The organism is Rhodococcus sp. ACPA1, from assembly GCF_002300195.1.
Lineage (GTDB): Bacteria > Actinomycetota > Actinomycetes > Mycobacteriales > Mycobacteriaceae > Rhodococcus_F > Rhodococcus_F opacus.
Window position 1 is genome coordinate 340,178 of the sequence record NZ_NSDX01000008.1, and the last position, 14,891, is coordinate 355,068.

A 14,891-nucleotide genomic window follows, 5' to 3' on the forward strand; every position below is an offset into this window, starting at 1 on the left:
TTTCGACGACGCCTACGAGACGGTGCTACGGGACACCGTAACTGCAACAATACGATCCGAATCACCGCGATGTATTCGACCAAACAGGCCCGCTACGAGTACATCGTCACAGACAAGGGGCGTGACCACGCCCGGTCATCGTGGCCTTGTACCTTTGGGGGACCAAGAACGCGGCGGACGGCCCGCAACGTCGTCCTGGTCGATCAGGTCACCGGATCGGAGATCGTCCCCGAGTTCGTCGATCACTACAGTGGCCGGCCGCTGTCCTCGATGAGGGCCGAGTTCGTCGCCGGTCCGGACGCGTCCGAGGACATGCGACGCAGGCTCGATCCGGACAGGCGGCGTGCCCGGCGGGACCGCCACAACGCTCGAAGCTCGCCAAGACCCTAGGTCATCCGCATGGTGGATGCGGCGAATGACGTTGCAGGGAAATCTTTGTGCGGCGCGGCCGCGCGCTCGGAACTCGGCCACGCCGAGGTCGTGTTCACCATCCCCGCCGAATCGGTGCGGCAGGCCACCTCGACGGCCTTGGCGGTCCTGGAGACCTCCCCCTGGCCGTTGCGGTCGCTGCGGGTGCTCACCACCGCCGATTTCGATCGCCTCACCGACGCGATGGACCTCCGCCGCTGGTGTCGGTGCAGGAGGCCGCCGACGGCCTCGTCAATGACCCGCCAGGGCGTACTGAAGGCGATCAAGGGCAAGGTGCTGCCGGCCACCCGTGTCGGCTGTACCTGGGTGCTCCAGCAGTCCGTGGTCGAGCGCGCCCGCGCCCGCCGCGGCGCATAGCCACCGACAGCCCGACCGGGGGTGACCATCCCGGGGCGTCGGGACCTTCCGGGCGGCTCAGAAAGGCCGACACAGAAAACGGTAATCGGAAGGATAGAGCCGAATCAGTGGTTGAAGATTTTCAGCCCCGGGCGCTGAACGGGACACCCTCGGGGACGCCTCCGGACTCAAGGCGGCGGCGGGTTTCGTCTCGGCGCATGGTCCGCCACAGCGTCTTGGTGACCTGCCGTTCGAGACGGCGTTGGGCTTCGCGGGCGGTCTTGCCCTCGTCGAGTTTGCGCCCGGTATAGGCGTGATCCTCGTTGCCCGAGACCGTTGCCTGACTCAGGGCGACGACATGGATGGCGGAGTTGAGTGTGCGGTTGCCGAACCGGGAGAGTCGGGGCCGGGACTGGTCGGCGCTGAAGATGGGGTGCGGCGGCAACGTCACCGGTGAACGACATCAGGGACAAGCGACGGACTGCAGAGAAGTTTGCCGAGCCGCCCCTACCTTAGAGTCCACCCGTGACACAAAGAAGTTGGCGTGGTACCTGGCAGCCGGTATGGGAGCGGTTGTTCTCTTAGTCCTGGCTGTAGTGGCCGGCCACTATATCTTCGTCTTCATCACAGGCACCCGCTTCAGCGTCGATCAATGGTCAGCGGCCGGTGGCTGGGTCGGCGGCTTCGGGGCGCTGGCAGCGGTAGTTGTCGCGCTCTGGCAGATTAAGAGCGCGCGAGATGATGCAGCTGACGCGAAGGTTGAGGCCGATGAGCGCCTTACCCGTGAACTAGAAGCGGCAGACCAACGCCTAGTGAAAGAGCTGGAACGGGTACACGCAGTTTCGGTTGAACAGATGGTCGCTGCTGAAGCTCGGCACACCGCACAGCTCATGAAGTCAGACGAACTGCTCGCCAATGAACTTGACGCACAGCGCCGCGCTGAACAGATCCGCTGCATTCCGCCGATTTGGGAAGAGATAGCAAACCTCGCCTTCCCATTCCAATCCTTCCTGGAACTCCTGCAAGATGTGCCCTCGATGCCACGCACCAACGATGCAGCTGCAGAGTTCATGGCTAAGGCCGAGATCTGGATACGAGGCCTGATGTCCATAGAAATGGGATTTAGTACTGCGCACCTCATCGTGAGTGAGCCACATACACACGCGGCTCTTAAAGACGCTGTAGATCGATACGCGGCGATTCCACGAATTGAGTGCGACCGCCTCGCAGCAAGCAGTGATTCAGCGGTCCGTGCCCGACCTATCTGGACTGCGCGAGTGCTACTCAACGATCATCAATCAGCGGAAGACGATGACAGAGATTGTTCGGGAACACCTAGCGCAGGTACCGCCGCTGGCCCAACCTGATGCCACCGAGGACAGCCGGCACTAAGAAGGAAAGCAGGGGGTCTGCGAGGCGGCACACCGCCTCCTCGTCGGGAATTCCGAACTCTGGGTCGCACACTCGCGGGCCGCGACCGAACTATGAGATTAGCGCCATCACTGCTTCCCACCATCGTGTCGCAATCGTTCCGATGCAGGCCCGCGAGCCCGTCGGTGCAGTGGCACTCGCGCGCTTACCGAGGCAGGTGACTCGGTACCGGCGACCTGACACTCGACCTGTCTTGTCCTGCCCGGGGCGAGCAGCATTTCCTCGTGTCGGAAATCGATCGATTTCTGTCACATGCCTCAGTCCTGGGGGTGTTACCGGGGCGGGCGGGTTGTCGAGTGTCCGGGCGGGTTGGTGGCGCTGCGGCGTTCTCGAAAACGTGCCCGGTGGTGCATCATCACGACCTCGGATTCGGTGTGGATGCTACTGGGGTGGCGGGCGATCGCATCGTGGAAGGCGGCGCTGCGTCCACGGAGAATGGCGGCACGGACCGCCGCCGTGTCGTCGGCGAGGAGGTACGCCGCGGCGCCGTCGCAGTCGAGGAGGAATTTCCCGTACGCCCGCCGCACCGGTGCCTGCTCGTCGAAGATCACCGGCAACACCACGTCGTCGACCAGGTGCAGCGGGAAACGAACAAGCCGGTACGCGGCCCGTATCAGCGCTCGCGCCACGGCGCCCAGTCCCATGGCCCGATCGTAACGCCGGCACGGGCTGTGGTGACGCCGAAACTGGGCCGGATCCCGACGGGGCCTGGCTCACCAGGTCGGAGCCGAGCCACCGCCTTGATCAGCACGTATCCGAAATTCGGAGCTCGCTTCACGCCGTCGCGGGGCCCGACGCACCAGCGCGCTTGACCCCGTCGAGGAAAGGCCGTTCGGGCTGCTCCGACTTGGCTTCGAATAGCTGGGCGTCCTCGAGAAGAGGAGGATCGTTCTATGACTGCCGACGGAACCGATGACGTGATTGCAGCAGTGACGGCCGCGCACGCCGCATGGAGCGAGTTCCTCGCGGCTGACACCAGTCACCTTGATACGACCAGGTGGGAAGCCCGGTATCGGGATCTGGCGTATGACCTGATGGATCGGATTGCCGACGCCACTCAGCAAGGGGTCGACATCACGTTGCAAATAGATTTCCGGCCGCGAGGCTAATTCTGAACACTACTCAGTAGCAGCGTTTTCAGCGCCTTTCCGGCCGGTGTCATCACCCTATCTGCGAGGTATCTGCCGGACCGCCGCCAACGCCGCTGACGCATGTGCGGTGATCGCCGAGGCCACCGCGCCAGATCTCCTTGGGGAACCAACAACTCGGCCCGGGCCTGCGATACAGCGGCTGGCGCACCATGCTCGATAGAGCCGGAATCAGTAGCGACGGATCCCTTTACGACGACGAAATATTGACCGTCGTCGCGCGTCTGCGGGAGACCGGCTCGGTTCCTCTCGTCCACGCTCACGAGTGGAATCTGCCCCCGACGACCCCTTCGACCTGACAACAGGATGGTCCGGCGCGGCCGGTGTTCCGGATCCGCACCTACGTGGGAGCGGTGTTCTCCGAGGCAGACGAGAAGGTCTTCTTATCCGACGCGCGCGAACCGACAGCGAGGCTGTTTCCGCGGTTTCTGCGGGGGATGCGTCAGGCGTACTCGACTGCGTCGAGGGTACCCAGTGAGTTCCAGATCGCTTGGTAGCGCCTCCGGGTGAGGTCGTCGGAGTTGGCGAGGAGGGCGTCGAACAGCGACCGGGGGTCGGCGTGCCAGGACTGCACGAGCGTGTCGATCTCGCGCGCGGTAAGGAAGCCGGAGCGGGCGGCGGCGAGGATCTAGTCGTCGAACTGGTGTTGCCGGATCCGTGCTACCGCGTCGAGGTCGAGTGGCCCGTCGCTGGTGTCGACGGACCACATCGCCGCGACCAGGTCGTGGAGCGTCTGTGTATGGATGGGCATGGCGGCCTGGCGTGTGCTGTCGGTATCGCTGACGCACTGTTCGGTGGTCATGGTGTGCACCTCCTCGGGTGCGCTTTTCCGCAATCGAGTTTTTGTAAACATGACGGTGGTGGGCGGGATGGCCGGGCTCGAGTGTCGGTCCATGATCAGCACGGGCCCATGCAAGGGGGCAGCGGCGACCCGTGCAGCTCACTCAGGGGTCCTCAACGTCACTCAGGGTCCCTGCGCTGATCTGACCGTTGTGTCAGGGAAGGGGTGTGGGTCACGTGTTGTCACATTGGTGGGGCGGGCGGCGTCTTATGTGCGACGCCAATCTCAAGGAGACATCATGAATGCGAGCAGTGTGCGCCCCGGGAAGATCGATGTGGTCGTGGTTGGTGGCGGGTACGCCGGCGTGATGGCGGCGAATCGCCTGACCAAGCGCGACGATGTGGCGGTGACGCTGATCAACCCGCGTCCGTGTTTCGTCGAGCGGGTCCGCCTGCATCAGCTGGTGGGCGGGTCCGACGATGCGGTGGTTGACTACTCCGCCGTGCTGGCCGACGGTATCCGGCTGTTGGTGGACAGCGTGACGAGGATCGACGCTGCCGAGCGCGGCGTGACGTTGGAGTCCGGCGGGACCGTCGGATACGACTACCTGATCTACGCCGTGGGCAGTGGCAGCGCCGACCGGGGCGTACCCGGAGCGGCCGAGTTCGCTTATCCGACCGCCAGCCTGGAGGAGGCGCAGCGGCTTCGGTCCGTCCTCGATGACGCCCCCGTAGCGGCGCCGGTGACGGTGACGGTGGTCGGTGGCGGTCCGCTCGGCATCGAGACGGCGGCCGAGCTCGCGGAGCTTGGGCGGACCGTGACTTTGGTCTGCGGCGACCGGCTCGGCCCGTATCTGCACCCACGGGGCCGACGCTCGGTGGCCAAGGGGTTGTCCAATCTCGGTGTGACCGTGCTCGATGGTCCTGGCGCGACGGTCACCACGGTGACACGCGACGCCGTGGAGCTCAGCGGCGGCCGTGAGCTGCCGAGCACGGTGACGATCTGGACCGCCGGCTTCGGCGTTCCGGACCTGGCCGGCCGCAGCGGTCTGAGCACCGACGCCGTGGGCCGTCTCCTCACCGACAAGACGCTGACCAGCGTGGACGACGAACGCATCGTCGCGACTGGCGATGCCGCGGCCCCGTCGAACCTGCCGTTGCGGATGAGCTGCCAAGCTGCGCTGCCCCTCGGCGCGCATGCCGCTGACACGGTGCTCAGCCGGATAGCAGGGGAGCGGCCCGCAGACTTCGGCAAGGGGATCGCCGCCATGTGTGTCAGCCTGGGGCGTGGGGACGGTGTCTTCCAGCTCGCCCACAGGGATGACACCGCGATGCGGCTGCACCTGCGGGGCCGCCTCGGCGCGAAGCTCAAGGAGGCCGCGTCCGCGAGCCCCGTCAAGCAGCTGGCGGGCGAGGCGCGAAAGCCCGGGTCGCACACGTGGCCGGTCAACGACGCCTCCCGACGGCAGCGGGTCCAGGCTGAGCACGGTCGATCGCTGGCCAAGCCAAGCGGCCCGGCATGAGCGAGGAGGTGGATAGGGAGCGAGCCAGATGCGGTCGCCCGGCTGCCCGCGCGGCGGAGTGAGGGTGAGGACCGGCCCCCGCGTGGGTCGGGGGATTCACGGGTGTGGTGTGTCCGTGCTCAGTGCGGCGAGCTTTCGCATCCCGGCCGGGTAGAGCCGCTTGCCGGCGATCAGTGCGGCGATTGCACCGAGGTAGACCAGGGGTGAGAGTTGCAGGGCCCGAAGCAGCCCTAGGTGGTCGGCGAGGACGCCGACGGTGAAGGGCCCCAGTGCCATTCCCAGCAGGTTGTAGGCAACGGCGAGGGTACCCATGGCGGAGGCTCGGACAGAGGAGTGCGTGAGATTGGCTACCATGGCCGCGGATGGGCCGGACGCCCCGCCGGAGAAGAAGGCACCGATTGCGATCAGGACCATTTGCGCAGTCCCGGCACCGACGCTAAATCCTACCGTCAGGAACACGAGCGAGATCAGGCAGAAGGCGATCGCTGCGGTCCACTTGCGGCTGGTGTCGGTGCGGCCGACACGGTCGGTGATGATGCCGCAGATCACCATTCCGCTGCCGACGAGCAACACGAAGACTGCCGCCATCGCGCCGGCCTCGGCCGGGGCAAGGTCGTAGTAGCGGTTGAAGAAGCTGGGGAGCCAGGACAGCAGCACTCCGGCGGTGAACAGATGCAGTCCGCCGCCGATATAGGCGCACAGGACCGCCGGATTGGTGAACAGGGTCGACACCGGGGCGCGGTACCCCGCCTGTGTTGCAGCAGCTGTGACCGCGGGCAGGTCGTCGGCGGCGTGCTGGGCCAGTTTACGTTCGGTGATCAGGGCTCGGTACAGCGCGACCAGGATCAAACCGAAGATCGCCATGGCCGCGAACGACCAGCGCCAACTTACGTGGACGGCGATGACGCCGCCGAGGGCGACACCGATCACCGACCCGAAGGATCCGCCGGCCATGAAGGCTCCGCTGAGGGTGGCGTGCAGTCGGGGGGCGAAGACGCTGAGCACGACCGCGATACCGACGCTGGTATAGGCGGCCTCGCCGACTCCGACGAGGAACCGGGCACCGAGCATTTGTTCGTAGCTGCCGGCCACTGCGCACAACAGGGTGGCTGCGCTCCAGAGCACGGCCATGAGGACCAGGCTTTTGACCCGGCCCCACCGGTCCGCCAGCAGCGACAGCGGCAGGGTGAGCAGGCCGACCATGAGCGCGACGATGCTCGAGAGCGAGGCGAGCTGGGAATCAGACAGCGCCCATTCAGTTTTCAGGAAGGGGAAGATGGCGCTGAGAACCTGCCGGGACATGTAGTCCGAGAGCAGGAGCCCGAAGGTGAGGGCGAAGACGATCCACGGATACCTACTCGACCGGGTGCTGGGGCCGACGCGGGGTGTGGCGGCCGGGTCGTCGACGGAGGTGGCACGCAGTTCCATGTGGTGCTCCTAATCTAATGACCGACCGTGGTCGTGGGCACGTCGCGACCGGAGATACCAGCCGAGTCGGAGGGGGCATCGTCGAACTGGGCACGGAGGAACGGCAGCACGATGTCGGTGACCTTGTCGGGCGCATCGAGCCAGGGCCAGTGTCCGGTTCCCGGCACGATGTCGACCCGCGCGCCGGGAAAGCTCGCCAACTGCCGCTGGGCGAACTCGACGGGAATGAAGGGATCGTCCGCGCCCCACACCACGAGCGACGGAACCTCCAGGTCCCGGAGCGGGCCGGTCAAACTTCCTTCGAGCACGGCGAGGTCCAGGGACCTGTACATCTGGAGCACCGCCCGTTTGGTACCCCAGGGCGCGGCGTGGTCCACGATCTGGTTCAGCCAGTTCTCGGGCAATGCGGGATTCTTGCGTCCGATGATCGCCCGGGTGACCCGGCGGCTCATCATCAGTTGCACCAGTTCGCCGACGAACCGGGTTCGCCACAGGCGAGCGAATCCGTGCCAGTGCGAGTTCCTGTTGATGCCGGTGTCGATGAGCGTGACGCTCGCGACGTGCTGGGGATGCGCGGCAGCCCAGGCCAGCCCCCACGGCCCCCCGAAATCGTGGAGGACCAGATGCGCGCGCGTGACACCGAGTTGGTTGATGATTCCCTCGAGGTGGTCTGCCTGCGCCGGCACCGTGAAGTCTTGATTAGTGCGCCGTTCCGTGTCGCCGAAACCGGGCATGTCGGGGGCGATCACCCGGGCGAAGGCGGCAACCTTCTCCAACAACGGGACCCAGTCGTCGCCGGAGCCGGGATTTCCGTGCACGAACACCACGGCCTCGTCGGATCCGGAGGGGCTGTTGGTCAGGACCGGTGACCGGACCTCTCCCACCACGATGTGCAGCTTGTCGAGCATTGTTTCTCCATGCAGTAGTGCCCGATGGGCCAGTAAGTGTCATGGGAGTCGCGTTGCGGCCCCCGGTTGCCGGCGCGGTCGGATGCGTGAGGCAACCTAGGCGAGGCTGCGTTTGAGGATCTTTCCGGTGGCGGTCATCGGCAATGACGTGACGAACTCGACCATCCGTGGGTACTTGTAGGCGGCCATCTGCGTCTTGGTCCACTCGATCAGCTGGCCTTCGGAAATGTCCGCATCCTTGCCGAGGATGACGAAGGCCTTGACCTCCTCGCCGTGGCTTTCGTGCGGTACCCCGACCACTGCCGCCAGCGAGACCGCCTGGTGGGCCATGAGGACCTCCTCGATTTCCCGGGGGTACACGTTGAAACCGCCGCGCACGATCATGTCCTTGGCCCGGTCGACGATGTAGTAGAAGCCGTCCTCGTCGCGGCGGGCGAGGTCCCCGCTGCGGAACCAGCCCTCGCGCATCACCTCGGCGGTGGCCGCGGGCCGGTTGTAGTAGCCCGTCATCACGTTGTGGCCCCGGATCGCGATCTCACCTACCTCATTGGGCGAGGTCACAGGCTTCCACTGGGCATCGACCAACTGGACCTGCACACCCCAGACGGGCGTGCCGATCGACCCCGGCCGGGTATCGCTCTCGGCGTCGCTGAACACCGCCAGCGGCGATGTTTCCGAGAGCCCGTAGCCCTCGAGGATCTGGACGCCGAATCGCTGCCGGAATTGCTTGTGGATCTCTACCGGCAGCGCCGATCCACCCGAGATCGCCTTACGCAGGTTCGCCGCGATCCGTGTCACGTCCACTCCGTCGACTCCGGCGGCGAGGGCGTCGAGCAGACCCCAGTACATGGTGGGCACCCCCGCGAAGACCGTCACGTTCTGCTCGTTCATGATCTTCAGGGCGGATTTTGCATCAAATCGCGGCAGCAGGATCAATGTCGCGGCCACCGAGAAGGCCGAGTTCATGTTCACGGTCTGGCCGAAGGTGTGGAAAAGCGGTAGCGCCGTCAGGTGCGTGTCCTGTTGGCTCGGTCTCGAGTCGAACAGGCGGTTGGAGGTTTGCGCATTCATCACCATGTTCGAATGTGACAGCTCGGCTCCCTTGGGCTGCCCGGTGGTGCCACTGGTGTAGAGGATCACGGCAGTGTCGGTGGCCTCGCGGACCGCGCTCTCGAACTCGCTGGACTGGTTTTCGAGTGCGTGCGGCAGAGCCGTGACGCCCTCCCCTGGGGCCACCTGGTCCGCGCTGATCACGAAAAGGTGTTCGCAGCCCGGGGTGTCGGCGAAGCCCTCGCGGGCAAACTCGGCGATCGGCAGGTCCGGCGTGCTCTCGTGGCAGAAGTGGGCCTTGGCCTGCGAGTCGGCCAGGTGGTAAGCGATTTCGCGGCCCTTGAGCAGGATGTTCAGCGGCACCACCACCGCGCCGGCCTTGAGGATCCCGTAGTAGAGCGCCGGAAACCACGGCACGTTCGGGAGGGACAGCGCCACCTTGTCGCCGGGCCGGATCCCGCGCGACACGAGAAGGTTGGCTACCTGGTTGGAGACGGCGTTGAGCTGGGCGTAGGTGAACCGCTGCTCGTCGTGGATCAGGGCGTCGCGGTCCGGATACCGACGAGCGGAATCCTCTAGGAGCATGGACAGATTGAGCATGTGGCAACTCTCTCGGTGGGTATTGCGGCCGTGGCCGTTGTCGAATCGGGCGTGGATGGCCCTGGGGCGCCCGAAGGTGCCGGAAGCCTTCGCGGGCGCTGGCCGGGAACGGCGCCGTCGCCGGGATCACCGGCGAAGAATCGGAAAGCCCAGGCGGTGGTTCACCGAAGCTGACCACCTACCCGGGCATCTGCAGGGCGGAACCCCCAGTGCCGCTGCCGTCTTCGGCGGACAGTGGGGAATTCCCTAGAAGGGACGCACCGGCAGCGGCTTGATCAGCGGTTCGAGCAGGGGCGCCGCCTGTGCACAGGTGAGCACCTCGGAGGGGTCGAGTCGGATGTACTCCCGTGTGGATTCGTCGACCTCCCACACATCCTCACCGATGAGGCGGCCCTCGTCGTCGTAGGGCCAGTTCATGTACTGCCGGTTCTTCATCAGATAGGTCGCCTGCGGGTCGACGTCGATGCCGTCAGCGGCCAGCGCCGTTCCGGGCGTCTGCTGGTAGAGCACGAAGTCGGTGCAGATCAGGTTGTCGCCGACAGCGATCTTCTCGTCCTCGACGTAAAAGATGCACTGCCCGGTTCCAGCCCATTCGCTGTAGACACTCTTGATCGCGTCGGCACCCTCGAGCTTGACCATGCGACCGAACGTGTTGAAGTTGTAGACGGGCTTGTCGACCATCATGTCGGGTGCGAAGATCTCCTCCCAGCGGCCGGCAATCTCCAGGTTGCGGTGCCGGTTGTAAGCGTGTAGCAGGTACCGGTGCCGCGGGTTGACGGTCTGCTCGATCAACTGCCCGACCGCAATGTTCGTCTTGGTGACGTCGAATCTACTCATCGTTTTCCTATCAGAGCTGAAATTGTGTGATGGCTGAAATTGTGTGATGCGGTCCGGTGGTGCGGACCCGAACACCTCGGCGCGAGCGCGCCGAGGGGGGAGTTCGTCGTACTCGGTCGCCCGCTGGTCAAGCGGGCATTCACGCAACGCGATACGCGGCAGTGTGCCAACGAGTGGTGTCCGGATCGGAACACTTCCGGAGGGCGTCGCGCAGTCGCGCCCGGAACTGGGCGGTGGTAATGCCGAAGCGGACGAACACTTCGTCGCCGGGTGGTCCGCCGTAGGGCGCCCAGACCTCGGCGAACCGGATGATCTCCGCCGCCTCGTGATGCGGGTAGGTCGGGCGAGCCGCCGCCGCTGCGCGGTCTGCTGCGTGCGAGGTCGATGTCGTCGATAACTCTGCACCTGCGCGGTGAGGAACGCCCCGCGAGAGTTCGGCCGCGGAACGGGTGGACGAAGGTCGGACGCGTGGGGAGTGCCGGTCATTTGGGGGTCCTGAGGTCGGTCGGCAATTGCTGTCGCGCACGGCCGCGGAAGTTGGGTGGCACGGGGTTCTCCGGCAGGTCACCTGTCATCAGGCCGGTGTGGTCGCGTTGTTCTGTGCGGCCGGAACTTCCGGGCAACACGCGGGAACGGGAGACCTAGAAGGTCCGATCTCCTGCGATCGTCGCGCGCTCCATTTTCCGGACCGCCGGCCAGTAGTCCTGCACCGCGTAATGCTGCGTGGATCGGTTGTCCCAGATGGCGACGCTGTTCTTCGTCCACGTCCAACGGACCTGGTATTCAGGGATCAATGCCCGGCTTTTCAGGTAGTCGAGCAAATTACTTGCGCTCGGCGAGTAATCGGCACCGTAACGCACCCTGCTCGGCGTGTGGAAGTTCGTGAAGTGCGTGGAGAACACATTCACATAGAGGATCTCTTCACCCGTCTCAGGATGCGTGCGCACAACCGGGTGCTCGGCATCAGGGAAACGCTCCTTCAGCTCGTGCCGTACTTCCATCGGCTTGGAAGCACCGAAAACTGCCTCAAAGCCGTGCCGGGCACGCAGGAACCGTACGTCCTCCTTCACATGGTCCGGAAGCTCCCGATACGCCTCGACCATGTTGACCCAGATGGTATCGCCACCGACCTCCGGCGTTTCCACACAACGCAGAACGGAGCCCATGGATGGACACTCGCGCCAACTGGTGTCGCTGTGGAAAGAGTTCTCGTAGTGCCCCTCGCTCGAATTGTCCTTGTACAGGAGCACTACGCCCGAATCATCATCGGTGTTGGGGTGGCCCTCTTCGAGCGAACCGAACTTCTTCGCGAACTCGACGTGTTGAGTACGCGTGATGTCCTGATCTCGGAGGAACAACACTTTGTGCTTCAGGAGGAGCATCTTCAATTCTGCGAAGAGTGTGGCGTCGCGAGTGATATCGGGAATCTGCACGTCGAACAGTTCGGCGCCGATGTGACGGGTCAACTGCTTCATTCTGATCCGTGAATTCTCGGCCTGCGCTGGTACCTCGAATTTAACGGCGGTGCCCATGGGTGTCGCTCCTTTTCTTTCATGCGGAAGGGTTACTCGTTCAGCTCGGCCCGCAATGTCAGGGACCGATCGCTGAATGCTCTTCAATTGCGGACCATCAATGACTGGATTCGCAGCTTCAGGTGTCGAAACTGTATCGCTCGGGCGTGAAAAGAATTTGACCTCACGTTGCATCTCGCTTGACGCGCTATTACTGGTGCCCGGACACGAAGCCGCGACGAACGGTCGGCTCGGGCGGCCGGCAGATCCGGCGGTGCGGCCTCGCCGGCAGGCTCGTATCTGAACGCTCAGGACACCGAGCTCCCGGAGTGCCTTCGCCGCGACATCCGCGGATCCCTGGTCAGCCGACCATGGCCCACCTGCCGGAGGTTGCGGTTATCCCACGCGCACAACTCGGGGGCGCTGACCCATCGCCTGGTGGATCCGCGCCCCTCGGCGCACCTGCTTAAGCCGATCGGCCGAAGGACCAGGCGGAGCATCCCCTGTCGGTGGACCCGGCCGCACTCGCTGGCAGCGGGCGATATCGGTCACCGGCCGTCAGGCACTCGGCGCTACCCACGACCGCAGCTGCGAGGTACCCTCGACTGCCAGTACCTGGCCTTACCAGTGACATAACCCCAGGCAGGAGGCACCTCCCCCTCGCGCGCCGCAATAGGGAACCCCTGCTCGGTACATCACGACTGAAGGAGAACGCCCACCGCCGTTCGACGAGAATCGGAAAGACGCCGCGATGACCATGCTCGTCCGCAATGCCGCTCTGACCGGCTACCTGGATCTCGTTCGGTCTCGGAAAGTTGACCCACTTCCCTTACTGAGGTCGGTGGGACTGCAGGCAGCCGACCTGGCCGTGCCAAACCAGTGGATCGCCATCGACGCCGCAGCTCAACTGCTCGAGCGGTCTGCGGTGGCAACAGGTCTCGAGGACTTCGGAATTCGCCTGGCCGACAGCCGGAAGGTGACCAACCTAGGCCCGATCAGTGTCGCTGCGCAGGGCGAGGCGGATCTGCGCGGCGTACTGATGTTGCTCGGCCAATATCAGCACATTCGCAGCGAGGCCATCAATATCCGGATCTCCGAAGCGGACGACCTCGCGAAGGTCAGGATTGACTTCAACCTAGGTCCCGACGTCAACTCCACACATTTTTCTGAGATGACCGTGGGGGCGCTTATCCGTCTAATCAAATTCGTTGTCGGAAACCAGTGGAATCCGGCACATATCTGCTTCACCCACGACGCGCCGGCCACCCGGACACGTCACCCCAAGACCTTGGGGAAGTCGGTCCGATTTGGCGATAATTTCAATGGTTTCGTATTTCCTGCGAGCGACCTAGACCTCCCGAACAAACTGTTTGACACGTTGTTTCAATCGTTCGCGAAGGAATATATCGACACCATCGCCAGCCCGCGCCCCGTCGATGACCTCGATCGCGTCCGTGAATTGATCGAGACCACTCTCCCGACCGGCCGGTGTTCACTGCAGCATGTCGCGAAGACCCTGGGAGTCAACCGCGTCACGGTATATCGACTTCTTGCCCGGTCGAACACCTCATTCTCGGAGATGGTGAATAGCATCCGAGCGGAGCTGGCCCGGAGATACGTCACCCAGCAGACACGCTCCCTAACGGATATCGCTGGACTGCTTGGATTTTCCGAGCTCTCCGCGTTCTCGCGATGGTTTCGAAACGAGTTCGGATCCAGTCCAACGGTATGGCGGGCGGAACGCGGGAACGGGTCCCGGTCGGCGTAGCCCAGCGACACCGGTGGGCAGACAGCTGCCGATGTCGAGGAATTCGTTGACGGTGAAGCAAGCCCTGAGTTGCTCACGGACGCGAGGACCGGCAGCTACTGGGCTCTTTACTTCAGAGGACTCTGGTACAAGGCTATTCTCCCCGCTGGCCACCAGCGGAATTTGCCTTGGTGCAGGCCCGTGACCACCTCCTCGGAACCGGGAACCTGTGGTCATTCGTGCTCTTTCCGGGCGGAATAATGTCGGATCCGACGGAGACCGTTCGATGCTGTTGAGCGCATCGAGTACCACGTCGGCGCTCGTGGTCGGGATTCGGAAGTGTTCGCCCTCCGACGCCCGGAGGCGGTCCCGCACGTAGACGAGCATGGCGAGTTCGCGTTCGAGGTCTGCTGCGGTGCGGTCGCTAACGACTCAGAATCGTGACACGGAGGCCTTCGTCCGAGAAGACTGGCGGTACGGTGTCTCCAGCTCACCCAGTCCGCGAGGGGACGTGCCGTGATCGCAGGTCAACACCCCGAACGACGAAACCCCTAAGTGCGAGCGGATCGGGTTCCACCTCTGCGTGTTTCGGTATGCTCGTACCGTCGGCGGCAACGCCGACAGCACGCGTGGGAGCGAGTTGCTGGTTTGGTCACCGGAATGCTTTTCCCGGGTAGACCCACGCTGCGGTCGGGTTCGAGCGTGGCAGGTCGTCAATTGGGACATTATTGCCTGCCACGCTTCATCATATCGGGGGGGGGTATTCGACGCAGCGGGAGGGGATCTGGTGGTGTACAACGTGAGCCCGGATGCACCGGCGAGTCGGTTGGATCCGGAGGCCGGCACCAGCACACGCCCGCATCGAAGCCCGCCGGCTACCGTTCCGCCGACACGTACAAAGACCGCGCACAGGAGCGTGACTCGGCGCGGGAACTGGACCGGATGGTCGAGGACGCAGAATTCACCCGCGCTCGGAAAGACCTGGAGCGGGCCTTCCCCCGGGCGACAGTGCCCGAGGTCTCCGAACGTAAACGCCGCGAGCTGCCGATCCCGGATTCGATTCGCCGAGGCCTGAGTTCGCGTCAGCGCAAGGTGCGCTCGGTGAACAAGCACCAGGCGCAGTCGCGGTTGCCGGCCGTCGGGTACACCGCCGTGCAGAACCT

At 64.5% G+C, this 14,891-nt stretch carries 14 protein-coding genes; 5 read left to right on the plus strand and 9 right to left on the minus strand.

What is annotated here, in order from left to right:
• Window positions 1–399 precede the first annotated feature (399 nt).
• On the plus strand, window positions 400–786 hold the full coding sequence (locus CJ177_RS34615) for a DNA-binding protein (RefSeq protein ID WP_241031747.1): 387 nt from the start codon (window positions 400–402) through the stop codon (window positions 784–786).
• A gap of 121 nt (window positions 787–907) precedes the next feature.
• Here CJ177_RS34615 and CJ177_RS34620 read toward each other — a convergent pair whose 3' ends face one another.
• Complete coding sequence (locus CJ177_RS34620; protein WP_095869786.1) at window positions 908–1,216, minus strand: hypothetical protein; 309 nt, start codon at window positions 1,214–1,216, stop codon at window positions 908–910.
• 112 nt (window positions 1,217–1,328) lie between these two features.
• Here CJ177_RS34620 and CJ177_RS47020 point away from each other — a divergent pair, with 112 nt between their 5' ends.
• Window positions 1,329–2,132: a hypothetical protein gene (locus tag CJ177_RS47020; protein ID WP_143548759.1), complete on the plus strand. Its 804-nt coding sequence runs from the start codon at window positions 1,329–1,331 to the stop codon at window positions 2,130–2,132.
• Between the two features lie 336 nt (window positions 2,133–2,468).
• Here CJ177_RS47020 and CJ177_RS34630 read toward each other — a convergent pair whose 3' ends face one another.
• A complete protein-coding gene (locus CJ177_RS34630; RefSeq protein ID WP_095869788.1) occupies window positions 2,469–2,840 on the minus strand; it encodes a hypothetical protein in 372 nt (123 codons plus the stop codon).
• A gap of 249 nt (window positions 2,841–3,089) precedes the next feature.
• Here CJ177_RS34630 and CJ177_RS34635 point away from each other — a divergent pair, with 249 nt between their 5' ends.
• A complete protein-coding gene (locus tag CJ177_RS34635; RefSeq protein ID WP_095869789.1) occupies window positions 3,090–3,305 on the plus strand; it encodes a hypothetical protein in 216 nt (71 codons plus the stop codon).
• 481 nt (window positions 3,306–3,786) lie between these two features.
• Here CJ177_RS34635 and CJ177_RS48700 read toward each other — a convergent pair whose 3' ends face one another.
• Both CJ177_RS48700 and CJ177_RS48705 read right to left on the minus strand, forming a co-directional pair.
• Window positions 3,787–3,918, minus strand: a complete 132-nt coding sequence (locus CJ177_RS48700; protein ID WP_257014823.1) for a hypothetical protein — start codon at window positions 3,916–3,918, stop codon at window positions 3,787–3,789.
• Window positions 3,919–3,972: 54 nt separating this feature from the next.
• The gene (locus CJ177_RS48705) at window positions 3,973–4,146 is read right to left on the minus strand and encodes a hypothetical protein (protein WP_240960983.1); all 174 of its coding nucleotides are present in this window, start codon (window positions 4,144–4,146) and stop codon (window positions 3,973–3,975) included.
• Between the two features lie 277 nt (window positions 4,147–4,423).
• On the opposite strand from CJ177_RS48705, the gene CJ177_RS34650 reads away from it, so the two are divergent.
• The gene (locus tag CJ177_RS34650; protein ID WP_095869791.1) at window positions 4,424–5,647 is read left to right on the plus strand and encodes an NAD(P)/FAD-dependent oxidoreductase; all 1,224 of its coding nucleotides are present in this window, start codon (window positions 4,424–4,426) and stop codon (window positions 5,645–5,647) included.
• Window positions 5,648–5,743: 96 nt separating this feature from the next.
• On the opposite strand, the gene CJ177_RS34655 is transcribed toward CJ177_RS34650, so the two are convergent.
• The 5 genes from CJ177_RS34655 to CJ177_RS34675 form a co-directional block, all read right to left on the minus strand.
• On the minus strand, window positions 5,744–7,075 hold the full coding sequence (locus CJ177_RS34655; RefSeq protein ID WP_095869792.1) for an MFS transporter: 1,332 nt from the start codon (window positions 7,073–7,075) through the stop codon (window positions 5,744–5,746).
• Window positions 7,076–7,089: 14 nt separating this feature from the next.
• Window positions 7,090–7,983, minus strand: coding sequence for an alpha/beta fold hydrolase (locus CJ177_RS34660; protein WP_095869793.1), 894 nt, complete (start codon window positions 7,981–7,983; stop codon window positions 7,090–7,092).
• Between the two features lie 96 nt (window positions 7,984–8,079).
• Complete coding sequence (locus tag CJ177_RS34665; protein ID WP_095869794.1) at window positions 8,080–9,633, minus strand: long-chain fatty acid--CoA ligase; 1,554 nt, start codon at window positions 9,631–9,633, stop codon at window positions 8,080–8,082.
• 246 nt (window positions 9,634–9,879) lie between these two features.
• Window positions 9,880–10,470: a hypothetical protein gene (locus tag CJ177_RS34670; RefSeq protein ID WP_095869795.1), complete on the minus strand. Its 591-nt coding sequence runs from the start codon at window positions 10,468–10,470 to the stop codon at window positions 9,880–9,882.
• A 641-nt stretch (window positions 10,471–11,111) separates the two neighbouring features.
• The gene (locus CJ177_RS34675) at window positions 11,112–12,002 is read right to left on the minus strand and encodes a TauD/TfdA family dioxygenase (protein ID WP_095869796.1); all 891 of its coding nucleotides are present in this window, start codon (window positions 12,000–12,002) and stop codon (window positions 11,112–11,114) included.
• A 730-nt stretch (window positions 12,003–12,732) separates the two neighbouring features.
• Between CJ177_RS34675 and CJ177_RS34680 the strand changes: the two genes are divergently transcribed.
• On the plus strand, window positions 12,733–13,749 hold the full coding sequence (locus tag CJ177_RS34680) for an AraC family transcriptional regulator (RefSeq protein WP_095869797.1): 1,017 nt from the start codon (window positions 12,733–12,735) through the stop codon (window positions 13,747–13,749).
• The last annotated feature ends 1,142 nt before the right edge of the window (window positions 13,750–14,891 follow it).